Raw genomic sequence first — 21,780 nt, 5'->3', positions numbered from 1 at the left:
AAAAACGGAATCGGTTGACCCATCGTGACCGCTCAGCGTACAAAACTCTCTCCAGCGTGAAGGCCGTGTGCAAATCGGTCACGATCACCGGAATGACCGGTCACGTTCGCCGGAATACGCAGTGTTTGCGTTCTACATACTATGTGTCCGGCAGCAACGTAAAAAAGTGGGGAATTACGGCCTGCGACGGCAAACGCCGGAGTAACTAGAACGGGGTGATGTAATTCTTTACACGAAGTGGCTATCTGATGCCACGAGTGCATTTTTTGTGGGAGCACTGCTGGGACAAAAAACGCTAGGTAGCGCTTAACATAATCGATAAAAGTGTCAGCGGTACCGAAGCATGACCGGGTATCGCTAATTAGGTAAATGTTAATATATACCTACTGCGTTAGAGCTATTGGGTGAGCTTATTCAATGGTGTATTTATAACACCATCATTGAGCACACTAGCAAGACTGGGTGGTGCTCAAACACCAACCCTGTCGTAACGCTAACCGTTATCCGGATCAATGCTCAAATAGCTGACCGAGTGGAGCGTGAAGCAAGCGCACATATTGGTTATCGATAGCACTTGCCGTCGTTCCTTAGCTGCTCCCTTACGCGTGGCAATACTGGCGAGTCAACTAGACTCGCTTCTTAAAGTTAACGGAGCCACCGTCATGAAACAGTCCAAACGTCAGAAACAACCGAAGCACCTAAAACAGAACCGCAATCACACAAAACATTACAGTCAGGAATACTCTCCAAAGGAAAATGTCACCCTCCCCGTGCTCACCAAGGACGGGCCTGTGATCACAAGTTATCTCGACCGCGCTTATAAGGTATTTGATAGGGCATTGGAGGCACATAGCAAGGTACTGGTGGTGTGCTTTGACCTAAAGGTTCCAGCGCAAGTCTCTCTTCCCGAAAATGCAGGTGGCAATCGAGTAATTCGCCTTTTCTTAGATTCGTTAGAAGCCAAGATTGAAGCTAACCTTCACCGTAAACGTAGCCCTCACAAATGCCCCGTTCGCTACATCATTGCCCGTGAAATTGGGGGTAAGAACCAAGGGCTTCACTATCACGTCATGCTTCTACTCAATGGCCATGCCTTTCGCCATATTGGCGTCATAGAGTCAGAAAAAGATAACCCGTTCTGGTTGATAGTAGGCGCATGGGCCAGTGCTTTGAAGACGACCGACGAGGAAGCTGTGGATGGGGTGCAGTGCGGCTTTAATCGCAAAGGTGTAAGGCAATATTACCTTGACCCCAGCCTAGACTATCACCTACTACCCGACGCTTTCCGACGTAGCAGCTATCTCTGTAAAGCTCATACCAAGCATTTTGGTGAAGGGCACCACGGCTTGATGACGAGCAGAAAATAAGACTCTACCCCATTGTATAGGCCCGCTTTGACGGGCCTTTTCTTTTGGTATATAGGAGAGTTCTCATGGCACGATATCCTTGGCAATACCCTACCGCGTCGATAAGCAATACTGCTGGTTCAAACACGCCATGTCATCTCCAATCACAGGCCTACCTGCCGGAATCATTAGACTGCGATCAAGTACGACTAGCTGCCATGGAGCAGGATGAACCTAAGCGCAGACTAATCCGCGATGCTGCTGCCTTGCGTAAGCAGCGAGGCATTACTCAAGTCCAAATGGCTGAAGAGTTAGGGGTGCCATGCCGCACCCTAGAGGAGTGGTTGCAGGGGCGGCGCTATCCGAAAGGTCCAGGGCAGACGCTGCTTTGCCGGTGGCTAGAAGGACACCGCAGCCAACGAACTGGACATCTATAGCTAATTAATTAAAAATAAACGCTATAAATACAGAAAATTAACAAATAAATTAATTTTACACCTCCAGATATCCTGCCTTGAAAAATTACCTGATCCTCGGTTAGAGGATTAGCAATTTTTAAAATGGTGATCGTGCGCGGTATAGCTGAGGGGTGCATTTTTCAATTTTACGATGGTAAACACCGCGTTTTCCTTTACGCTCAGTTGGGCCGACACGCATGCCATATGCCTCCATCAAGCCTGAACATTTATCTAGCTTTGATCCTAGATCTCTTGGGCCACGAGGCCACTGGCTATCCAGTGCATCATCAGGTCGAAAGTCATTCAATTTTTGCAACAGCTCCCCGACAGGCAGATCCAAGCTTTCTTTGCCAGAAGCTCCAAGTAAATCTCTAACAGCTGCTGCTACAGGGTGCTCATAAAGCTCCATCTCGAAACGCCGTTCCAAGCTTGTCGTCAGCTGCTGATCAAAGTCCGAAGCGCTTCCTCCCATCGCCTCAGCTATCGCTATACCAATACAGTAAAAATCCACCATCCCTGCAGGGGCTGCAGTAGCTCTAACGGATTGCCAACTAGCATGAACATAACTTAACAACGTAACTAAGCTCGCAAAGGCAAGTTGAAAGGCACCATTGGCCCCCGGCTTTTCAAGAAAATGATCCACGATCTTTTCCAGCCGTGGTAACGACACCATGACGCTCCGATCTGCCAAATCTGCCCATGTCACCACGCTTTCAGCGCTATTAAGAATAACAGGATGGCTGAGGAACACTTGCGTCGCATCCGAAGACTTCGCTGTACTAATATCGGTAAGTTTGCCCTTCAAAAGGGTCGTTAATGCCTCTTGGGCTTTGGGAGTTAGCTTATCGACCTTATCCAGGCTAATAACGTGATTTCGTTTGCCTAACTCGAACATTTGTGCCTGTGTTTGAGGAATATCACCTATCAACGGTTCTAAGCTAGGGTCTATCAAGGTCTTCAAAGCAGACTGCAGCGTGCTTTTCCCGCTGAAGCGCTCACCAACAATTTCTAAAAGCACATTTTCGGCATTGGGGATCATGCCCGTTACGAGCCACGCTAGCACCAGTAGCTGGCTCTCTTTAGGCACATTTAGCTGGTTCAAAAAATCTGTTAGTGGCTGATTAGATATTTGGCTAAAAAAAACGGAAAAAAGTGGTGACCTGGTATTTTTTAGACGAACGAAGCCAATTGGTTCCTGTAACTGCTCCGGTAAACGGTACCCTCCTTGTGCATGTATCTCTACAATACCTTCAGGAGTCAATAAATATAGCCTCCCCTGTCCACCCAGCACAGTCAAACCGATACTCGCTGATAAATTTTGAGCATCAGGAGGGTCGCCTTTGATAGCCCCTAATGCCAACTTCACTTCTTGTGGAGCAATAGCTAAACCTGAAAGGTTGAGAGCCAAACTCTGAATGTCGCTGAGTAACCCTTCCACCTCCAAAGGAGTTGCCAATGAGGTGTGCCAATTAATCAAAAACTGCGTGCCGCGTGATGTGACGCCTTTAAAGTAATGTTTTTTTAACAACTGGTGAATTTCAGTCACTATCCTGTCTTTACGACTTCTATTCCCGCCCCTCGCCTTTACTGAAGATTTCGGTACTACTTGCTGCTGAGCGTGTTGAGAAGGGGAATTCTCTGAAAGCACGTTGCTTTGGGCGGGCGGCTGAAGAAACGGATTTGGTGGTATATCCCAGTTTTCATTTTTTGGGGCCTCACACTCGCCTGTTTTAGGGTCGTACGAGAAGTCGTGTTCGCTACTCATTGCCTCTCCATTCCATTGCACGCCGCCTGATGGCCGCTATTGACCGATTAAGATTATATTTCACCCAATAGCCCTGCTAATTGCTGGGTATTTTTTTGCACATCCACGATGTTGTACTCAATGCTATCGATGGTGGTAGCCTGCTTTGCAAACAGGTTGGCAGAACGCTTTGAACTCCCAATAGTTGGTTGCGGATATGGACGAAAGCGGCCAACAGGCTGCGTCATGCCGTTAGGATGGAAATATACTTGGACGGCGTACTTCTGCCCAAGAATCATCGCTAACGTGCTCGGCTCGGTCGAGCTGACGCTGCAGAAGCTCGGCCATAGATTCCCAGTTGAACTTGGATCTAGCCACGTCCAGTAGGGGGTAGTCGCCATCCGGGGTAGAAACATCCCAAATAACGACCGAATGAATGAACTGGCGCAACCACATAAAATCAGGACTTTCAGGGATATTCGGGCAATTCGTCTGCAAATCTGCGCGCAAGAAATAATGCGTGTGATCCGCAGCAAGCTCGTCAAGCGTTGGCCACTTTTTGCTACAGACAAAATGGTTACTCAACGCAGCCTCCCGAAACGCATGCACTTCTGGCAAAGCAGGCCACGCTGTTCCCCATGCTCGGGCAAGAGACTGAGTCTCCCACCACTTTCTGAAATCTTGATTCATCTGACTATTAAGGTGGTAGAAAGCCTCTTGCAACGCCTCGCAGTGGCGAATCATGTCACGTACCTGCGCGGGCCGCACTTGGGTCTTATGGCTGACGGGGGCATTGTAAATATTCATGGTCGTTAGAATGCCTATTAGCTGTTTTGCTGAACGTGGACAACCAACTTCTGTAAGCCACAGAGCAAATGTGATTTCAGCAAATCGGTGATATTTTGGGAGGCATGGATACCTAGAATGCCTAAAAGATTAGTAGTTTAACGCAAAATAGATGGCCTCCGCCTAGCGCTTTATTCCATAAAGTTAGTAGGTAGCTAGGTCACGGCATAGAAAGCCGCAAAAAGCGGCTTAGACAGTGATTCAGGGTGTTATGTGATAAGCACACTACGCGCAGTATTGTAAAAGCAGGCTTTAGCGCTCAGCACTACCGACCGGCAGCAGCTGTTGAGCTAATTCGTTTACTGTCTGAAAAGCTTCATTCCAGGTCGCGGGCTTATCGTGATAAACCAGCGGGCCGATAAAGCGCTCGTATCGATCCTGATGGATAGGATGGGTCTGTAAGCATCCCAGGCCATATAGCAGTTCATCCGCTGGGCTAGTGACGAATTGTGCATGTTGGTTGCCAAACTGAGCTATGTCCGTCTGTATTACTGCCTGTACTAGCGTGCGTAACGCGGCCATGTCATATCCGCCGGATGTCGCCATGTGAAGATCGTAGACGTGCCTCACCAACGTTTCGTCGTCTTTTCGGGAAGGATCACGATTCACGTGAGCTGTGCGACGCAGTAATGCCACCAGCTTCTCGCTGATCGTGGCAGGCAGGCTAACCACCGGAAAGGAAGCTACCTCTGGGGGTAAATTAAGTGCTTCGGCATACAGGGAGCTGACAGAGCAAACCACGGCGGGCTCATAAAGTTCTGATGCTGTGACATCTAGCTTCAAGTCAGGTCGAAGCGCAGAAATGCCGCCTTGGGTTCGGGGATAGCGAACGGTAAACTCCGCATACCGGTACTCGTTACGCTTGACGGTACCATCATCGGGATCAATCTCTAGAATCTGAGAACGGCTGATGATTGTTTCTATTTCGGTCAGCATCGCCTTTCGTGCTGCCTTAAGCGCCGTTCGAGACATGCCCGTTGCTATCCCATCGCGGGGAACAAGCTTGATATCGATATCCTCGGACATACGGAAAAGCTTGTGGTGGGCTTTTGCTAGGCTGGTACCCCCTGCGAATACCAGCTCAAACGTTTCCGAATACAGCGCTGAAAGCAGACTCAATAACTGGACGGCATAAACATCTTTTTCCACGATAGCAGGGCTATCAATGCCCAGCGCATCCGCCACATCGGGAAACAGTCCCGGATCGATGTTCATGCAGAAGCACGCTCAATACCCAAGCGATATTTGCCGTAGGCAATCTGGCGATGAAACGGGCCTTTGACTCTGACCATCACTCGCGCCGGAATTTGTGTGCGGCCCGCCTGATAAGCCTTTTCTGCACTGGCTGGCTCCCACTGAACCCCTAGGCGATTCAATGCCTCTTTGGCGGCTTGATCAAAGCCACCGGGCGCCGCAATCATTGGTTTACCCGTGATACGGTTTGGGCGCGCTTTAGCGTATAGCCCCTTACCAATACGTACTAATCTTCCCTGCGCTTCTAATTGCCGAAGCACACGGCCAACTTGGTCATAACCACCCAGTGCAGCGAAATCATCACGTAGAAATACCATTCGCCGACTCTTGCGAATTTTGTCACGAGTGCGTGACTCAAGCGTTTGAGTAGTCATGTAACGCCTCCAGTAGCTGGACAATGACGATAGTTACTCTATACCTTCAGACTGATAAATACAAAAACACGACACTATGAAAAAATAAAATTTATTTTTATTCAAAATAAACAGATATTTAACAGTTAAAATAAAAAATACAACCGCCGCAAAGCTCTCCACGTCCCGTCTCTATTCCGAGCCGCCCAAAAACAATCTCAGCATGTAAGAAGCGAAATATCCTTTTCCTAATTAACGTTCCACACCACCACCGTATGGGCGAAGCCTCGCATCCACAGGAAACCGACATCCGCTGGCACCAGGAGACCCTGCATTCAGTAGTTCTTTCCTAAACTGGTGTGCGTTCCATTGAATCTCATCGAAAGCCTCTCAATTGCCATGAACGAAGTGGTTATTGAGCGCAGTTTTCTTGAACACCTTTACTTCTGGCTGCTTCGGCCACTAATTCACCACTACTTACCAGCTTGGATACTTACTAACATCAAGAAAATACCGAGGGTTCTATTGGTTGTCATAGAGGCCAGACGATCGAACGTATGCTGCAAGGTTAACAACATCAAATCATGTCACGCACTTGCGCAGGAAGAATTGGGTCGAATAACTGGCGGGGAGAAATAAAATTTTCGTAGATTACAGGATGCCCTATTCCTTCGCTTGTTGCTCTGTCGTCATCCAGCGGAAGCAGGTTTCTGTTATCAGCTCTGGGACTTGACCGCAAATCTGGCTATTGGCATGGACGAAGGACTGAAAAATCAATACATTTACGTATTGAGAAAGTCACCACATAGATAGGTAGCCCTGCATGAGTACAGCAATAACGATCGGAGAGAGGCTACGCCAGCTCATGGAAGAGCAGGGCATTGGTGAAAATGAGTTGGCTCGGCGCTCCAAGGTGCCACAGCCAACCATACATCGCATACTGAAGGGTGTAAGCAATTCTCCAAGAATTAATAACTTAGAGAAGCTAGCAGCCTCGTTAGGGACTACTGCTAGTTTTCTTGCCCATGGCGACGGAAGCCAAGGTGTCGTTGGGTTGCCGAACAGGGGAATACCGTGGATGGGGATAGGAGCAGGAGTAGGAGCAGCAACTGCTTCAGCCGTATCTGCACGGCCCGATAGAGCGGCTCCTCCCCCGCGCTTTTGGTCGTACCCAATTCTCCCCTGGTCCGAAGCTATGCAAGCTAATCGGCTGGATGCACGTGCACCCGGCGAGAAAAATCAATTTGAATCATGTGACTACTTAAAGATCGGAGTGGCTTTCTGGCTCAAGATGTGTGGTGATGCCATGGCTGCGCCGATCGGGGCCTCTCCTAGCCTGCCTGCGGGGACGCTTGTGCTATTAGACACAGGTCTACAGGCGGTGCCCGGAAAGCTGGTCCTTGTCGAACTCCCTGACAGCCCGACGCCAACGCTCCGCATGTTGATAGAAGAGAGTGGTCGGCGCTACTTGAAACCACTTAACCCAGCCTACCCACTGATTTCATTAGACGATAACTGTCACATATTGGCGGTAGCTATCGAAGCTAGGATCAAGTTGTAACTTCCCTCGTGCATACCTCAGGTTCTCCACAAACCAGGCTTGCCCTCTTTAATACGAAAACGAATTGACTATCTAATGCGTTTTAGTATTATAGCCTTATGACCAGCTCCATGAGGCAACAGAGGTTTCCCATGTCAAACAAATTGCTAAAACCAGAAGACGTTGCAGAAAAATTAGGCATGAGCTTGAGCTGGGTTTACAGCAACAAGCATCGGATCGGATTTATTCAGTTTGGCAAGGCCGTTCGCTTTGAGCAGAGCGCAGTGGAGAGTTATGCTGAGAGCTGCAAGCGCGGCCCTCAGAACGAGGAACGCAAATGGGAATCACAGTCCGATACAGGGAAAAACGCGGGTGTTGGGTCGTTACGGAAACGCACAACGGTCAGCGACATCAACGCACGTTTGCAGGCACCAGGGAAGGTGAAAAACAAGCAAACGAATACGCCGCATCGCGCAACGCTGCAATAAATGACGCGCGGTTTAACGGTGAGATAATGGGTCGCCAGCCACGGCGCACTTTTCTCGAAGGCGTCGAGCGCTGGATAGATGAGTATGATGTGGCTAGCCAGGTGAAAGCGATCCGGCCCGTAGTGGCCTACATGGGCTCGGATGTGATGCTAGGTATTGAGGCAGTAGATAAGGCGAGGCATATGGCGCGGGATCTGCGCAAGCAAGGCCGTAGCCAGAGCACGATCAATAACCACGTGCAGGTGGTTAAGCGTGTGCTGAACCTTGCTTACCGAGAGTGGGAATGGATAAACCAGCCGCTGGGTGACAAGCTCAAAAAGCCCAACCCCAAAAACGAACGGCATGTTTATCTAACAGAGGGTGACTTGCGGCGGCTGCTGCAGGCGATCCCCGATAGCCGTGGTGATGACAAGAAAGTCATCGCCCTGGCAGCCGTGACAGGGCTGCGCCAGGGCGAGCTTTTATCGCTAGAGCCGTCGAACGTGCACGGTGGTCGCATCGTACTGCGACCAGATCAAACGAAGAACGGGAAGGTGCGCGTGGTACCGGTACCCGCTGATGCACAAGCGTGGCTGCGTGACCTGCCGTTTGCAAGTAAAAAGCACACGCTACGGGTCACGTTTGAAGCTGCTCGGGCAGCGATACAGCGGGATGATCTAAGGTTTCACGACCTGCGCCACAGCTACGCCAGCCTGTTAGCGCAAGCGGGCGAGAGCATGACCAGGGTACGGGATCTCTTGGGGCATTCCAGCCTGCTCGTTACCAGTCGCTACAGTCATATTTTTGACGCCGGACTGGACGATATAGGGGCGCGATTGCCGCAGCTTAGCGGGGCATTCTGCGACCAAACTGCGACCAAGCACTAAACGCAAGAGAATTACAGGCACAAAAAAAGGCGCCTAAGCGCCTGATTTCAAAGATGGTGCCGGTAGCCAGACTCGAACTGGCACACCCGTAAAGGCGGCGGATTTTGAATCCGCTGCGTCTACCAATTCCGCCATACCGGCAATGCGTGCGTAGTATACGTAAATTTCTAGGTGGGTCAATCACATTGACTGACTTTATGCAGCCAAAGCGCTATCCTATGCCGCCTGTTTGATCAACGCTAAGAGTTATACACCATGCAGCGCGCGGATTTTCATTACGAGCTACCCGAGGAATTAATTGCTCGCTACCCTTCTGAACAGCGTAGCGACTGCCGTTTGCTGTGTGTAGATGGCCAGAGCGGCGCGCTTGAGCACCGGCGCTTTCCTGATTTGCTTGAGCTTTTAGAGCCGGGCGACCTGTTGGTGTTTAACGACACCCGCGTAATTCCGGCGCGGCTGCACGGCCATAAGGCCAGCGGCGGCAAAGTGGAGATGCTGCTGGAACGCCCGCTGGATGCCCACCGCGGCTTGGCGCATATTCGCTCGAGTAAATCGCCCAAGCCCGGCACGGAGCTGATTTTCGAGGGTGACGTTCACGCCATCGTAGAAGGCCGCCGTGACGCGCTGTTCGAGCTGCGATTTTTAGGCGATACGCCGATGATTGCGCTGCTTGAAAAACACGGCCATATGCCGCTGCCGCCGTATATCACCCGCAAAGACGAGCTTAGCGACCGTGAGCGCTACCAAACGGTTTACGCTCGGCGTGACGGTGCCGTTGCGGCGCCGACCGCTGGGCTGCATTTTGATCAGCCGCTGCTGGATGCGCTGGCAGATAAAGGCATTAACCGTGCCTTTGTGACGCTGCACGTGGGCGCGGGCACTTTTCAGCCGGTGCGCGTCGACAACATCCTTGAACACCACATGCACAGCGAATGGATTGAGGTCACGGAAGCCACCTGCCAGCAAGTGCGCGAGACCCTGGCAGCCGGCAAGCGAGTGATCGCTGTAGGCACCACCAGCGTGCGCTGCCTGGAAAGCGCCTGCATGAAAAGTAGCGATGGCCAGATCGCGCCTTATAGTGGCGATACCGATATTTTTATCTATCCCGGTTACCAGTGGCGCTGCGTGGATGCTTTAATTACCAACTTCCATCTGCCTGAATCGACCCTGTTGATGCTGGTGTCCTCCTTTGTGGGCTACGACACCACCATGCACGCCTACCAACGGGCAGTGGCCGAGCGCTATGCGTTTTTTAGCTATGGCGACGCCATGCTGCTGACCCGCTAGTTACTGACTGCTGATTGTTGCCCCGCTTGCCCTGCTCCAGTCGCGCCAAACGAACGAGATTAACGAGTTACCTTTATGCGAAACGAATGCTTTATGCGCTTTGAGCGCTTGGCCGACGATGGCCGCGCCCGCCGTGGCCGCCTCCACTTTCCCCGTGGCACGGTCGAAACCCCAGCCTTTATGCCAGTGGGCACGTACGGCACGGTAAAAGGCATGACGCCGGATTCGGTCAAAGAGATCGGCGCCGAGATCATCCTGGGCAATACCTTTCACCTATGGCTGCGCCCCGGCACCGAGGTGATTGAAGCTCACGGCGACCTGCACGACTTCGCCCAGTGGGATAAACCGATTCTGACCGACTCCGGCGGCTTTCAGGTCTTTTCCCTGGGCGAAACGCGCAAAATCACCGAGCAGGGCGTGCACTTCCGCTCGCCGGTGGATGGCAGCAAAGTCTTTATGGGCCCGGAGGAGTCCATGGCGGTTCAACGTTCGCTGGGCTCCGATGTGGTCATGATCTTTGATGAGTGCACGCCCTACCCGGCCACCTTTGAGGAAGCCGAAAAATCCATGGAGCTGTCGCTGCGCTGGGCCAAACGCTCGCGGGATGCCCACGGCGACTCCCCTTCCGCGCTGTTCGGCATCATTCAGGGCGGCATGCACCCTGAGCTGCGCGAACGCTCGCTCAAAGGGCTGTTAGAGATCGGTTTTGATGGCCTGGCGATTGGCGGGCTTTCCGTCGGCGAGCCGAAAGAAGAGATGATCAAGGTGCTCGACTATCTGCCCACCTGGATGCCGGATGAGAAGCCGCGCTACTTAATGGGCGTCGGAAAACCTGAAGACCTGGTGGAAGGCGTACGTCGCGGTGTGGATATGTTCGATTGCGTAATGCCCACCCGCAACGCGCGAAACGGCCACCTATTCACCTCGGAAGGCACGGTCAAAATCCGTAACGCCAAGCACCGTTTTGACACCCGTCCGCTCGATGAAGAGTGCGACTGCCATACCTGCAAGAGTTTCTCGCGGGGTTACCTGCACCACTTAGACCGCTGCAATGAAATGCTCGGTTCAATGCTCAACACCATCCACAACTTACGTTACTACCAGCGTGTGATGGCTGATTTGCGCGCGGCAATTGAAGCGGGTACATTGACGACCTTTGTGGAAGGCTTCTATGCACGGCGCGGCCTGCCGGTGCCTCCCCTTGCTACCTAAAACCTAGCGAATTAATCGCCACGCGCCATGGCGGGTGGTTTAAACTGTTTGGTCATATTTAATAACCAAGCTTTTAAAAACTAAGCCTTTCAAAACCAGGCATCTAAAAACCTAAGCTTTTTCTAACTCAGGAGCTCTCTACAATGCTGGATTTCTTCATCTCACCAGCCCATGCCCAAGAAGCCGCCGCTGGCGGTGGTATTGCGCAAATCGTCATGCTGGTCGGCTTCGTGCTGATTTTCTACTTCCTGTTGTGGCGCCCGCAAGCCAAGCGTGCCAAGCAGCACAAGCAACTGGTCAGCAACCTGGACAAAGGCGATGAGATCGTCATTGGCGGCGGTTTGGTGGGTCGTATCACTAAAGTGAGCGACGAATTCCTGACCATCGAGATCTCTGAAGGCACCGAAGTTAACGTGCAGAAGAACGCCGTTGCCGCCGTACTGCCTAAAGGCACCATCAAGTCCATCTAAACCTTGTAGTACCCCTGCCGAGCCAGTGCCAGCCACCCCGGCAGGGGTGACATGGTATAAATGATGGTGAACTTTGCTGTGCACGGCGAGTCCGTGCACAGCATTCCGTTTGTAATTGAAGGCAGGGCTTGCATGCTCAACCGTTACCCCCTGTGGAAGTATCTGCTGATACTGGTCGTCCTGGTGGTTGGCCTTATCTACTCGCTTCCCAATCTGTTCCCCGAAGATCCCGCTATTCAAATCAGCAGCGCCCAAGGCGATTCGCTGAATGAGCAACAGATAGACCGTGTTGAAACCGCGCTCAGCGAAAACGGTATTGCGATCAAAGCACTCGAAGAAGAGAACGGTCAGTGGCTCATTCGTTTGCGCCAAGACGATGATCAACTCCCCGCACGCGACATTGCCGCCGACCTATTGGGCGATGAGGCAACGGTAGCGCTAAACCTTGCTGAAGCAACGCCGGAGTGGCTACAGGCATTCTCTGCCTCCCCCATGACGCTAGGCCTTGATTTGCGCGGTGGCGTGCACTTCCTACTGGAAGTGGACATGGATGCCGCGTTAACCCAGCGCCTTGAAGTCAATGGCAGTGCCATGCGTGAGCTACTGCGCGATGAGCGTATCCGCTACCGCAATACTGAAGTCGAAGAGCGTTCGCTTTCGATCGATTTCGCCAGTGCAGAAGATCGTGATACGGCACGTAGCCTGATTAGCCGTGACTTCCCTGAGTTTGAGTACAGCAGCGAAGGCGATGGCCGCGCTTCCACGCTGGTCATGACGCTTAGCGATCAGTCGGTGAACGAAATCCAGGACTACGCGATCAACCAGAACTTGACCACCTTACGCAACCGGGTCAATGAACTGGGTGTGGCAGAGCCCATGGTGCAGCGTCAGGGGCCCAACCAAATCGTAGTGGAACTGCCCGGCATTCAAGACACCGTGGCCGCCAAGCGGATCGTGGGTGCCACCGCCAACCTGGAATTCCGCCTGGAAGCCCGCCCTGACACCCCGGAAAACGAAACAGAAACCCTGACGTTTCGTAACGAGCCTGGGCGCACCGCTGAGCTAATGCGCGATGTGATCATTACCGGTGATAGCGTTTCCAGCGCCAGCAACAGCTTTGATGAAAATGGCCGCCCTCAGGTCAATATTGACCTGGATGGCACCGGCGGCACGCTGATGAACCGCGCCACGCGCACCAACATTGGTCGCAACATGGCGGTGCTGTTCATTGAGCACAAGAGCGAAGATACCGTGGTGACCGACCCGGAAACGGGTGAAGAAACCATTGAGCGCGAGCCCTATGTTGAGCGCGGCCTGATTAGCTTGGCAACGATTCAAAGCGCTTTGGGTAACAGCTTCCGGATCACCGGCCTGGACTCGCCGACAGAAGCCGCTGAACTGGCGCTGCTGCTGCGTTCGGGCTCACTCGCTGCCCCCATCTACTTCGTGCAAGAGCGCACGATTGGGCCAAGCTTGGGCGCTGAAAACATTGAGCGCGGTTTGCTCTCGGTCCAGATCGGTCTGCTGCTGGTCGTGCTGTTCATGCTGGTGCGTTACAAGGTGTTTGGGGTGTTTGCCAACATCGCCCTGGCGCTGAACTTAACGCTGCTGGTCGCGGTAATGTCGATGCTGGGCGCCACGCTGACGCTGCCGGGTATTGCCGGTATCGTGTTGACGCTGGGCATGGCGGTCGATGCCAACGTGCTGATCTTTGAGCGAATACGCGAAGAGCTGCGCAATGGCATGTCGGTGCAACAGGCGATTCAAGCCGGTTATGAGCGCGCCTTTACCTCCATCGTCGACGCCAATATCACCACGCTGCTAGTGGCCGTTATCCTGTTCTCGATTGGCTCCGGCCCAGTGAAAGGGTTTGCCGTCACGCTCTCTATCGGTATTTTGACGTCGCTGTTCACCGCTCTGATGGTGACTCGCGCCATGGTCAATCTGGCCTATGGCAGCAAACCCGTCAAAAAGCTGTGGATCTAATCCGCGTGCTTAGCCCAGAACTTAAGAGGTGGTAATGAAACCCCTATCACACCTGCGAATCGACTTTATGGGACGGCGCAAAATCGCGTATATCGTCTCCGCACTGCTTTTGATCGTGTCGATTGGCGCCATCCTGATCCAGCAGCTCAACCTGGGGCTGGATTTTACTGGCGGCACGCTGATTGAGGTGCGCTATGGCGCGGCGCCCTCACTCGATGCTATTCGCGTGCTTCTCGAAGAGAGCGGCTTCCAAGATGTTTCGGTGCAAACCTTCGGCGCATCCACCGAGGTACTGATTCGCCTCCAGCAGGCGTTTGATGCCGATGTGGGTGGCGAAGTCGTTAACCTACTACGTGCCGATGGCGACACGGTCAACCTGGTACGCTCTGAGTTTGTGGGCTCCCAGGTAGGTGACCAGCTTCGCGACCAGAGCGGCCTTGGCCTGCTGGTCGCCCTCGGCGTGGTCATGGTTTATGTAGCGTTCCGCTTTCAGTACAAGTTTGCGATTGGCGCACTGCTGGCGTTGCTGCATGACGTCGTGATCGTGGTCGGCGTTTTCGCGCTGTTTCAGCTCGATTTCGACCTCACCGTGCTCGCAGCAATCCTAGCGGTTATCGGCTACTCGTTGAACGATACCATCGTGGTTTATGATCGTGTCCGCGAAGCCATCCGTACCTCGCGAATCGATGATATGCCGCAGATCTTCAACGAAGCGATCAACGCTACGCTCTCGCGTACATTGGCAACCTCGGGCACGACCGTGCTGGTGCTGCTCGCGCTGCTGCTGTTGGGCGGGGATATGATTGAGAACTTTGCCATTGCGCTGCTGGTCGGCATCGTCGTGGGTACGTTCTCTTCTATCTATATTGCCGCGGCGCTGCTGCTACCGCTGAAGCTGTCGAGGGAGGATTTGATTCCCACCAAGAAAGAGCTTGATGAAGAAGAGGAGGAGTTGCCTTAACGGCTCCTCCATTTAGATGGCTTCTTTAGCCGACAAAAAAGCCCCTGCTGGTAACCCAGCAGGGGCTTTTTTCATCTTTACAGCTTTTATCTTTAAAAGCTCAGCATTGCTGCTTAAAAGTGCGGCGTTAGCTGCTTGATCAGTGCCTTGTAAAGACGCGGTCCGGCGGCCATTAGCTGTCCTTCCACTTTCACCGTGGGCTGGCCGTCTGGCGTTCCCATCAAGGCGCCCGACTCTTTCAGGAACAGCGTGCCTACCAGCATGTCCTGCTCTTCCAAGCCGAGCACAAAAGCGCTGTCTACTCGCCCAGTGGCCAACTCACACAAATCCAGCAGTCCACAGCCTGTTGCCAGCAGGTTTTCTACCTGTGGGGCAAGCTGCTGTGAAACGGTTAGATAGGCAGGCAAATTGCGGGGGCGCAGCCAAACTTCTGGCAGGCTCATGGCCATGCGCGTACCGCTAATGGCGGTAGGTTTGCTCACACGCATGCGCTTGTCATTGTGCTGGGCACCGCGACCGCGGCTGGCGATATATTCGTCGTCGGCGAACGGGCAGATAATCACCGCGTGCTCGGGACGACCTTTGATAAGACACACCACTGAGAGTGCAAAGCCCTTACCAGCAACGGCTAAATTGGAGTAACCGTGCATCGGTTCAATTTTCCAGACGGTATCCGCGCCTTCGCCTTCACCCGCGCGATGCGGCGTAAAGCGGCCGGTAACACCGTGCTGGGGATAACCGCGTTCCAACTGCTGAACAATCGTCGCTTCGGCCTTGCGCGCTGTCTCATCGAGCAGGCGGTCAAGGTTAAATTCATCGTGAGCGTTTTCAATACGTTCGCGTACGCGCAGGAAGTGTTCAACAGCGCCACGCGCAGCGCGCAGCGTAAATTGGACCATCGGATTCATGGTTGGGCCTTGTGACAGTGATGTTAAAGAACGTGATGCTAACAATAGAGCATTAAGTAGGCGCAGGTGCCGCCTTTGGCGCGCAATTCTAGCAGACCACTCTCGGGCATGCCATCGACTCATGCTAGACTGCGCGTTTTACGCGATAATCATCACCCTCTTTATTCACCGAGCCTTTTTATTCACCGAGCCTTATTCATGCTTGAGCGCATCCGCATTATTTTAATCGGCACTAGCCATCCTGGTAACATCGGCGGCGTCGCCCGCGCCATGCACAATATGGGCTTGGCAGATTTAGCCCTTGTTGCCCCCCGCTGCGAAGTCATTACCCAGGACAGTATTTCCCGCGCGTCCGGCGCTGACCACCTGCTTCATCAAGCCAGTGTGCACGCTACTCTTGAAGACGCAGTGGCTGATTGCACCCTGGCCGTGGGTGCCAGTGCGCGCTCACGCACTCTGCCCTGGCCAATGCTCTCGCCCAGGGAATTAGCCGACCGGCTGCCCGCCGAGTGCAAAGCGGCTGAGTCACGCGTGGCGTTGGTGTTTGGCCGCGAGGACAGCGGCCTGACCAATGCTGAGCTACAGCGCTGCCACGCCCACGTGCATATCCCGACTAATGCCGATTTCAGCTCGCTCAATTTGGCGGCGGCGGTGCAGGTGCTAGCCTATGAGTGTCGGATGGCTTGGCTAAGCCAGGCAGATGCGCCCTCAGCGACGCCGAGCGATGACGCTGAACTGGCTACCCACGCGGAGCTTGAGCGTTACTTCGAGCACCTGGAGCGCACGCTGATCGGCATTGATTTTCACGACCCTGACCAGCCGCGGCAACTGATGGCGAGACTGCGCCGGCTCTATCTGCGCGCCCGCCCGGAGCGAATGGAAATGAATATATTGCGTGGCATACTGTCGGCCACCGAGAAGGCCGCCAACACCAAGCAAACCAAGTCATAATTTATTAGGCTTGAAGATGCTGACTTGAAGACGTTACCTAACGCCCCCACGTTGAAGGTCTGTTTAGTTATCTTCATGCGATGCACTTTCAGTTGAGTGACTGCACCTCTACCGCCCAAGGATCACCTCATGTTTCAACGTCTACGTGAAGACATCAACAGCGTATTTGACCGCGACCCAGCCGCACGTAACTTTCTTGAGGTGCTGACCAACTACCCCGGCCTGCACGCTCTACTGCTGCATCGCTGCGGCCACTGGCTGTGGAAAAAAAACCTCAAATGGCTAGCGCGGACGCTATCGACGTTTTCACGCTGGCTGACCGGCATCGAGATCCACCCGGGCGCCACCATCGGACGGCGCTTTTTCATCGACCACGGCATGGGCGTGGTGATTGGTGAAACGGCTCAGGTCGGCGATAACGTCACGCTGTACCAGGGAGTTACGCTGGGCGGCACCAGCTGGAACAAAGGCAAGCGCCACCCAACGTTGGGCGATGGGGTGATTGTCGGCGCGGGCGCCAAGATACTAGGCCCCTTTACCGTGGGTGCGGGAGCCAAAATTGGCTCTAACGCGGTGGTCACGAAAGAAGTACCGCCGGGGGCCACGGTGGTTGGCATTCCCGGCAAAATTGTCAAACGCACCGACCCTGATGTGGAAGAGGCGCTGGATGTCGACCCCGCCCGTCGCGAGGCTATCTGCCAGAAATTTGGCTTTGATGCTTATGGTGTCAGCCAGGATATGCCCGACCCCGTAGCCCGCTCGATGCAGGCCATGCTCGACCATATGCACGCCGTGGATGAACGAATTGAGCGCATGTGTTCGACCCTGCGCAAGCTTGATGACAACTACCGTGACGGCCAGCTACCGGCGCTACGCGAAGAAGATTTTGCCGGCATTCTGGATGAGCACGACACCGGCTGCCCAGGCGTTGGCAAACGCTCGGCCACACCGCCATCAGCTAAGCAAGAGGCTGGGCAAGAGACCGAGCAAGAAACACTGCCGCCGCGTAATGGTTGACCAAAGCACTCAGGTTTTCCCATAATGGCAACACATTTGCCGTCAGTGCGCTGAGCGTTCAGCGTCGAGGGGCTTGCCATGCGCTTGACCACCAAAGGCCGTTACGCCGTTACCGCCATGCTCGATTTAGCCTTGCATGCCCACAACGGCCCGACCAGCCTAAGCGATATCTCCCAGCGCCAAGAGATATCGCTCTCCTATTTAGAGCAGCTTTTTGCTCGCCTGCGCCGTGCAGGCTTGGTCAACAGCGTACGCGGCCCAGGCGGCGGGTATCTGCTGTCACAACCTGCGGAAGAGATTAGCGTTTCCAAGGTGATTGACGCGGTGAATGAAAGCGTTGATGCCACGCGCTGCCAGGGGCTTTCCGATTGCCAGCAGGGCGACACCTGCCTGACACACCACTTGTGGTGCGAGCTTTCCGTTCAGATACGCCATTTCTTTGACGAGATGACGCTGGCACAACTGATGCTGCGCCCTGATGTCATACGTATTGCATCGCGACAGAAACAGCGTGCCGAGGCGGGTATTCTTGCCTCCTCACCCTGACCCAACGCTCCCTGACCGACAAACTGCTGGAACATAACGATGACCACACCCACGCTGCCCATTTACCTAGATTACGCCGCCACTGCGCCGGCTGATGCCCGCGTGGTTGAGGTTATGCAGCGCTACCTAACGGTTGACCAACTGTTCGCCAACCCGGCTTCGCGCAGCCATATGTTAGGTTGGCAGGCAGAACAGGTGGTTGAGCAGGCCCGCCGCCAAGTGGCCGACGCGATTGGCGCTGACCCACGAGAAATTGTCTGGACCAGCGGTGCCACCGAAGCGGACAACCTGGCGCTGATCGGCTTTATGCGCGCTAACCGCGAGCGTGGCCTACACTTGGTGACCTCGACGATTGAGCATAAAGCCATCGTAGACACGGCCCATGCGCTGGAGAAAGAGGGGTTTGAGGTAACGTGGCTCACGCCTGGGCGTGACGGCTGTATTCAGCCTGAAAAGCTGCGCGAAGCCATGCGCGACGATACTGCACTGGTCTCACTCATGGCGGTTAATAATGAGCTGGGCAGCATCAACGATATTGCCGCCCTGGCGGCCGTTGCTCATGAGTTTGGGGCGGTCTTTCATACCGATGCCGCCCAGGCGGTAGGTCGCATCCCCTTAGACGTAATGGCCCAGCAGATTGACCTGATGTCGCTCTCCGGTCACAAGACCTACGGCCCCAAAGGTGTCGGCGCGCTGTATGTGAAGCGCCACCCGGATATCCGCGTAGAGGCGTTAATTCATGGCGGCGGTCACGAACGTGGCATGCGTTCCGGCACGCTACCGACGCACCAAATTGCAGGCATGGGTGAAGCTTTCGCGCTGATGCAACAGCAATACGATGACGACAACGCTCACATTACACGTTTACAGCAGCGCTTTTTGCGCGGACTTGAAGGCGTAGAAGGTGTTTTTGCTAACACACCGCTAGATAATGCGGTTCCCAATATTCTCAATCTGGCGTTTGAAGGCGTCGACGGTGAGTCATTACTGATGGCGCTGCGCGATGTAGCGGTCTCTACTGGCTCCGCGTGCAACTCGGCAAGCGTTGACCCTTCTTATGTACTGCTTGGCATCGGCACGCCCCGCTCGCTGGCGCTCTCGTCGCTGCGCTTTAGCTTCGGGCGTTTTACTACCGAAGCAGAAATCGATCATGCGCTAACGCTCATACGCCACGCAGTTAGCGGTTTACGTACACCGCCCGGTTAAGCGGCTGACTATTTTTAAGGAGAACGCCTCATGGCAACACTCAACATTACCCCGGCTGCCGCACAACAGATTCGTCACGTGCTTGATGAGCGTGGACAAGGCCTAGGCCTGCGCGTTTCGGTCAAGCCAAGCGGTTGCTCCGGCTACAGCTACGTACTCGATTTCGCCGACACCGTTAGCGAAGAAGAAGTCCATTTTCAAGAGCACGGCGCAAGTGTCTATGTGGCGCCTGATGCGGTCGAAATGCTCAACGGTAGCGAAGTGGATTATGTCAGCGAAGGTTTAAACCGCTTTTTCCGCTTCAACAACCCTAACGTCAAAGACGAATGCGGTTGCGGCGAAAGCTTTACTGTTTAGCCTTTGCGCGGACAGCTCTTCTCATCGCCGGTATTCATCCCCCGGCTTAAGCGTTATAATCGCGCCCCTGAATACCTAACATCAGGCAGCCGGGTACTCCCGTGCGCTTGTAAAACGCTAGCTGCTGAAACGCTATTAGCCGAATTATTTTCTAGGCCGCCCCGGCTTTACTGGGGCGGCAATTTTGCTTAGCCCCCATTTATGGAGACCATTTACATGGCTACTGAACGCACTCTTTCTATTATCAAGCCTGATGCCGTTGCTAAAAATGCGATCGGTGAAATCATCGCCCGCTTTGAAAAAGCCGGCCTGAACGTTGTTGCCGCGAAGATGGTTCACCTCTCTGAAGAGAAGGCTGGCGGTTTCTACGCAGAGCACAAAGAGCGTCCTTTCTTTAAAGACCTGGTCGGTTTCATGACCTCTGGCCCGGTCGTTGTACAAGTGCTTGAAGGTGAAGGCGCCATCGCTAAAAACCGTGATCTGATGGGCGCAACCAACCCGAAAGAAGCCGCACCTGGCACTATTCGCGCTGATTTCGCGGAAACAATCGATGCGAACGCTGTCCATGGTTCTGATTCTCCGGAAAGCGCTGAGCGCGAAATTAGCTACTTCTTTGGCAACGACGAAATCTGCCCGCGCTAAGCCTTTCAGGTAGCGCCGCCGCATCTACTTCCGTTGCCGGCCATTTTGCGGGGGCCTCGCCCCCGCCCCTTTCTAAAACGCTGACCGCCATGACCACCACTGTAGCCCAACATACGCCCGCCCCCCGTACTGACGCTGATAGCTCAGACGCCGCCAGCACGCCTGCTGCCAAAGCGACGCCTGAACGTCACAACCTGCTTGGCATGTCCCGCGAGCAGATGGAAGACTTCTTTTTGTCCATCGGCGAAAAGAAATTCCGTGCTGCGCAGCTGATGAAGTGGATTCACCAGGAAGGCAGTGATGACTTTGCTGCCATGACGAATCTCTCCAAGCCGCTGCGTGAAAAACTGGCGCGGGTAGCTGAAATTCGTGGCCCAGCGGTGATCTACGAAGGCACCTCTAGCGATGGCACTCGCAAGTGGGTGCTCGAAGTAGAAGATGGCAGTTACGTCGAAACGGTGTTGATTCCGGCCGAAAATGGTAAACGCCGTACGCTGTGCGTTTCATCTCAGGTGGGCTGTTCGCTGGATTGCAGTTTTTGCTCGACCGGCAAGCAAGGGTTTCAGCGCAATTTAACCGCCGCTGAAATTATCGGCCAGGTGTGGGTCGCCCAGCGTAGCGTTGGCCCGCGTCGCGATACGGCCAACCGCCCTGTCACCAACGTCGTAATGATGGGCATGGGTGAACCGTTGCTCAACTTCGACAACGTCGTACCCGCCATGAAGCTGATGCTTGACGACAACGGCTATGGTTTGTCCAAACGCCGCGTGACGCTGTCGACTTCCGGTGTGGTACCGATGATCGATAAGCTCGGCGATGAGATGGATGTCAGCCTGGCGATTTCGCTGCACGCCTCGACCGACGAGCTGCGCAACGAGCTGGTACCGATCAACCGCAAATACAATATTCGTGCCCTGCTGGATGCGTGTCATCGCTATCTGGCCAAGTGCCCGGACAATCGTCAGGTCACGATCGAATATACGCTGATCAAAGACGTTAACGATCAGCAGGAACACGCCGAGCAGCTCGCGGCACTGCTTAAAGAGCTGCCGTGCAAGATCAACTTGATCCCGTTTAATCCGTTCCCCAACTCAGGGTACGAAAAGCCATCGCGCAACCAAGTCATGCGTTTTCAGCAGTGGTTGTATGACTTGAATTACAACGCTACGGTCAGAACGACCCGCGGTGAAGATATCGACGCCGCCTGTGGTCAACTCGTTGGTCGCGTGAAAGACCGTACCAAGCGCAGCGAACGCTATATTCAGTCGGTACAGCTTGATGCTGACTAAACGTAAACAGGGCTTATCTTGACTTCCGCCTAGCACGGCGCTTTGATGGTCAC

General features: G+C 53.9%; 22 protein-coding genes, 1 tRNA gene and 1 pseudogene. 18 read left to right on the top strand and 6 right to left on the bottom strand.

The window, feature by feature from the left end:
• Positions 1-662 precede the first annotated feature (662 nt).
• Complete coding sequence (locus tag V8L71_RS16900; protein ID WP_336274868.1) at positions 663-1,367, top strand: YagK/YfjJ domain-containing protein; 705 nt, start codon at positions 663-665, stop codon at positions 1,365-1,367.
• Between the two features lie 65 nt (positions 1,368-1,432).
• The gene (locus V8L71_RS16895) at positions 1,433-1,783 is read left to right on the top strand and encodes a helix-turn-helix domain-containing protein (RefSeq protein ID WP_336274867.1); all 351 of its coding nucleotides are present in this window, start codon (positions 1,433-1,435) and stop codon (positions 1,781-1,783) included.
• A 118-nt stretch (positions 1,784-1,901) separates the two neighbouring features.
• Here the strand turns inward: V8L71_RS16895 and V8L71_RS16890 are convergent, their stop codons facing one another.
• The 4 genes from V8L71_RS16890 to V8L71_RS16875 form a co-directional block, all read right to left on the bottom strand.
• On the bottom strand, positions 1,902-3,569 hold the full coding sequence (locus tag V8L71_RS16890) for a hypothetical protein (protein ID WP_298965971.1): 1,668 nt from the start codon (positions 3,567-3,569) through the stop codon (positions 1,902-1,904).
• Between the two features lie 231 nt (positions 3,570-3,800).
• On the bottom strand, positions 3,801-4,355 hold the full coding sequence (locus V8L71_RS16885) for a hypothetical protein (protein ID WP_298965968.1): 555 nt from the start codon (positions 4,353-4,355) through the stop codon (positions 3,801-3,803).
• Between the two features lie 291 nt (positions 4,356-4,646).
• Positions 4,647-5,609 (bottom strand): nucleotidyl transferase AbiEii/AbiGii toxin family protein, encoded by a 963-nt coding sequence (locus V8L71_RS16880; RefSeq protein ID WP_298965966.1) that lies wholly within the window; start codon positions 5,607-5,609, stop codon positions 4,647-4,649.
• Positions 5,606-6,022, bottom strand: coding sequence for a DUF6088 family protein (locus tag V8L71_RS16875; RefSeq protein ID WP_298965964.1), 417 nt, complete (start codon positions 6,020-6,022; stop codon positions 5,606-5,608). The genes V8L71_RS16880 and V8L71_RS16875 overlap by 4 nt, the downstream gene beginning before the upstream one ends.
• An 802-nt stretch (positions 6,023-6,824) precedes the next feature.
• Between V8L71_RS16875 and V8L71_RS20760 the strand changes: the two are divergent.
• The 4 genes and pseudogenes from V8L71_RS20760 to V8L71_RS16860 all read left to right on the top strand — a co-directional run.
• A pseudogene (locus V8L71_RS20760) lies at positions 6,825-7,007 on the top strand (helix-turn-helix domain-containing protein); the annotation flags it as partial.
• A gap of 189 nt (positions 7,008-7,196) precedes the next feature.
• Positions 7,197-7,562: a S24 family peptidase gene (locus V8L71_RS16870; RefSeq protein WP_298965961.1), complete on the top strand. Its 366-nt coding sequence runs from the start codon at positions 7,197-7,199 to the stop codon at positions 7,560-7,562.
• A gap of 131 nt (positions 7,563-7,693) precedes the next feature.
• Positions 7,694-8,029 carry a helix-turn-helix domain-containing protein gene (locus V8L71_RS16865; protein WP_290698573.1) on the top strand — a complete coding sequence of 112 codons (336 nt, stop codon included), beginning with the start codon at positions 7,694-7,696 and terminating at the stop codon, positions 8,027-8,029.
• Positions 8,030-8,055: 26 nt separating this feature from the next.
• Positions 8,056-8,895, top strand: a complete 840-nt coding sequence (locus V8L71_RS16860) for a tyrosine-type recombinase/integrase (protein ID WP_298965953.1) — start codon at positions 8,056-8,058, stop codon at positions 8,893-8,895.
• Positions 8,896-8,949: 54 nt separating this feature from the next.
• Here V8L71_RS16860 and V8L71_RS16855 read toward each other — a convergent pair.
• Positions 8,950-9,036: transfer RNA gene (locus V8L71_RS16855), tRNA-Leu, on the bottom strand.
• A 114-nt stretch (positions 9,037-9,150) separates the two neighbouring features.
• Between V8L71_RS16855 and queA the strand changes: the two genes are divergently transcribed.
• The 5 genes from queA (at position 9,151) to secF (ending at position 14,811) form a co-directional block, all read left to right on the top strand.
• A complete protein-coding gene (gene queA, locus V8L71_RS16850; RefSeq protein WP_336274866.1) occupies positions 9,151-10,182 on the top strand; it encodes a tRNA preQ1(34) S-adenosylmethionine ribosyltransferase-isomerase QueA in 1,032 nt (343 codons plus the stop codon).
• Positions 10,183-10,275: 93 nt separating this feature from the next.
• Complete coding sequence (gene tgt / locus V8L71_RS16845; protein WP_431313188.1) at positions 10,276-11,394, top strand: tRNA guanosine(34) transglycosylase Tgt; 1,119 nt, start codon at positions 10,276-10,278, stop codon at positions 11,392-11,394.
• 143 nt (positions 11,395-11,537) lie between these two features.
• Positions 11,538-11,864, top strand: coding sequence for a preprotein translocase subunit YajC (yajC, locus tag V8L71_RS16840; RefSeq protein WP_071695382.1), 327 nt, complete (start codon positions 11,538-11,540; stop codon positions 11,862-11,864).
• Between the two features lie 132 nt (positions 11,865-11,996).
• Positions 11,997-13,850, top strand: coding sequence for a protein translocase subunit SecD (gene secD, locus V8L71_RS16835; RefSeq protein ID WP_336274864.1), 1,854 nt, complete (start codon positions 11,997-11,999; stop codon positions 13,848-13,850).
• Between the two features lie 34 nt (positions 13,851-13,884).
• A complete protein-coding gene (gene secF, locus V8L71_RS16830) occupies positions 13,885-14,811 on the top strand; it encodes a protein translocase subunit SecF (RefSeq protein WP_101147308.1) in 927 nt (308 codons plus the stop codon).
• 113 nt (positions 14,812-14,924) lie between these two features.
• Here secF and V8L71_RS16825 read toward each other — a convergent pair whose 3' ends face one another.
• The gene (locus tag V8L71_RS16825) at positions 14,925-15,719 is read right to left on the bottom strand and encodes an inositol monophosphatase family protein (RefSeq protein WP_035564573.1); all 795 of its coding nucleotides are present in this window, start codon (positions 15,717-15,719) and stop codon (positions 14,925-14,927) included.
• 198 nt (positions 15,720-15,917) lie between these two features.
• Between V8L71_RS16825 and trmJ the strand changes: the two genes are divergently transcribed.
• From trmJ to rlmN, 7 genes are all read left to right on the top strand, one after another.
• Positions 15,918-16,670 (top strand): tRNA (cytosine(32)/uridine(32)-2'-O)-methyltransferase TrmJ, encoded by a 753-nt coding sequence (trmJ, locus tag V8L71_RS16820; protein ID WP_336274863.1) that lies wholly within the window; start codon positions 15,918-15,920, stop codon positions 16,668-16,670.
• A gap of 129 nt (positions 16,671-16,799) precedes the next feature.
• On the top strand, positions 16,800-17,687 hold the full coding sequence (cysE, locus tag V8L71_RS16815) for a serine O-acetyltransferase (protein WP_336274862.1): 888 nt from the start codon (positions 16,800-16,802) through the stop codon (positions 17,685-17,687).
• Between the two features lie 78 nt (positions 17,688-17,765).
• Complete coding sequence (iscR, locus tag V8L71_RS16810) at positions 17,766-18,233, top strand: Fe-S cluster assembly transcriptional regulator IscR (RefSeq protein ID WP_035564577.1); 468 nt, start codon at positions 17,766-17,768, stop codon at positions 18,231-18,233.
• Positions 18,234-18,272: 39 nt separating this feature from the next.
• Positions 18,273-19,439 (top strand): aminotransferase class V-fold PLP-dependent enzyme, encoded by a 1,167-nt coding sequence (locus V8L71_RS16805; protein WP_336274861.1) that lies wholly within the window; start codon positions 18,273-18,275, stop codon positions 19,437-19,439.
• A gap of 30 nt (positions 19,440-19,469) precedes the next feature.
• Complete coding sequence (locus V8L71_RS16800; protein ID WP_008959762.1) at positions 19,470-19,796, top strand: HesB/IscA family protein; 327 nt, start codon at positions 19,470-19,472, stop codon at positions 19,794-19,796.
• Positions 19,797-20,012: 216 nt separating this feature from the next.
• Entirely contained in the window at positions 20,013-20,438 is a 426-nt protein-coding gene (ndk, locus tag V8L71_RS16795) for a nucleoside-diphosphate kinase (protein WP_008959763.1), read from the top strand.
• 89 nt (positions 20,439-20,527) lie between these two features.
• On the top strand, positions 20,528-21,727 hold the full coding sequence (gene rlmN, locus V8L71_RS16790) for a dual-specificity RNA methyltransferase RlmN (RefSeq protein ID WP_336274860.1): 1,200 nt from the start codon (positions 20,528-20,530) through the stop codon (positions 21,725-21,727).
• The last annotated feature ends 53 nt before the right edge of the window (positions 21,728-21,780 follow it).

Origin of the sequence: Vreelandella indica (genome assembly GCF_037070225.1) — a bacterium.
Taxonomy (GTDB): domain Bacteria; phylum Pseudomonadota; class Gammaproteobacteria; order Pseudomonadales; family Halomonadaceae; genus Vreelandella; species Vreelandella arctica.
The sequence above is the reverse complement of the archived record's forward strand: the minus strand, read 5'-3'. Positions and strand labels throughout refer to the sequence as shown.

Excerpts from the sequence above, each read along its gene's own strand:
- V8L71_RS16825 (WP_035564573.1), bottom strand. The coding sequence starts at position 15,719 with ATGAATCCGATGGTCCAATTTACGCTGCGCGCTGCGCGTGGCGCTGTT.
- V8L71_RS16895 (WP_336274867.1), top strand. The coding sequence starts at position 1,433 with ATGGCACGATATCCTTGGCAATACCCTACCGCGTCGATAAGCAATACT.
- tgt (WP_431313188.1), top strand. The coding sequence starts at position 10,276 with ATGCGCTTTGAGCGCTTGGCCGACGATGGCCGCGCCCGCCGTGGCCGC.
- secD (WP_336274864.1), top strand. The coding sequence starts at position 11,997 with ATGCTCAACCGTTACCCCCTGTGGAAGTATCTGCTGATACTGGTCGTC.
- V8L71_RS16900 (WP_336274868.1), top strand. The coding sequence starts at position 663 with ATGAAACAGTCCAAACGTCAGAAACAACCGAAGCACCTAAAACAGAAC.
- V8L71_RS16870 (WP_298965961.1), top strand. The coding sequence starts at position 7,197 with ATGCAAGCTAATCGGCTGGATGCACGTGCACCCGGCGAGAAAAATCAA.
- rlmN (WP_336274860.1), top strand. The coding sequence starts at position 20,528 with ATGACCACCACTGTAGCCCAACATACGCCCGCCCCCCGTACTGACGCT.
- trmJ (WP_336274863.1), top strand. The coding sequence starts at position 15,918 with ATGCTTGAGCGCATCCGCATTATTTTAATCGGCACTAGCCATCCTGGT.
- V8L71_RS16860 (WP_298965953.1), top strand. The coding sequence starts at position 8,056 with ATGGGTCGCCAGCCACGGCGCACTTTTCTCGAAGGCGTCGAGCGCTGG.
- V8L71_RS16875 (WP_298965964.1), bottom strand. The coding sequence starts at position 6,022 with ATGACTACTCAAACGCTTGAGTCACGCACTCGTGACAAAATTCGCAAG.
- ndk (WP_008959763.1), top strand. The coding sequence starts at position 20,013 with ATGGCTACTGAACGCACTCTTTCTATTATCAAGCCTGATGCCGTTGCT.
- secF (WP_101147308.1), top strand. The coding sequence starts at position 13,885 with ATGAAACCCCTATCACACCTGCGAATCGACTTTATGGGACGGCGCAAA.
- V8L71_RS16890 (WP_298965971.1), bottom strand. The coding sequence starts at position 3,569 with ATGAGTAGCGAACACGACTTCTCGTACGACCCTAAAACAGGCGAGTGT.
- V8L71_RS16800 (WP_008959762.1), top strand. The coding sequence starts at position 19,470 with ATGGCAACACTCAACATTACCCCGGCTGCCGCACAACAGATTCGTCAC.
- queA (WP_336274866.1), top strand. The coding sequence starts at position 9,151 with ATGCAGCGCGCGGATTTTCATTACGAGCTACCCGAGGAATTAATTGCT.
- V8L71_RS16880 (WP_298965966.1), bottom strand. The coding sequence starts at position 5,609 with ATGAACATCGATCCGGGACTGTTTCCCGATGTGGCGGATGCGCTGGGC.
- cysE (WP_336274862.1), top strand. The coding sequence starts at position 16,800 with ATGTTTCAACGTCTACGTGAAGACATCAACAGCGTATTTGACCGCGAC.
- iscR (WP_035564577.1), top strand. The coding sequence starts at position 17,766 with ATGCGCTTGACCACCAAAGGCCGTTACGCCGTTACCGCCATGCTCGAT.
- V8L71_RS16885 (WP_298965968.1), bottom strand. The coding sequence starts at position 4,355 with ATGAATATTTACAATGCCCCCGTCAGCCATAAGACCCAAGTGCGGCCC.
- yajC (WP_071695382.1), top strand. The coding sequence starts at position 11,538 with ATGCTGGATTTCTTCATCTCACCAGCCCATGCCCAAGAAGCCGCCGCT.
- V8L71_RS16865 (WP_290698573.1), top strand. The coding sequence starts at position 7,694 with ATGTCAAACAAATTGCTAAAACCAGAAGACGTTGCAGAAAAATTAGGC.
- V8L71_RS16805 (WP_336274861.1), top strand. The coding sequence starts at position 18,273 with ATGACCACACCCACGCTGCCCATTTACCTAGATTACGCCGCCACTGCG.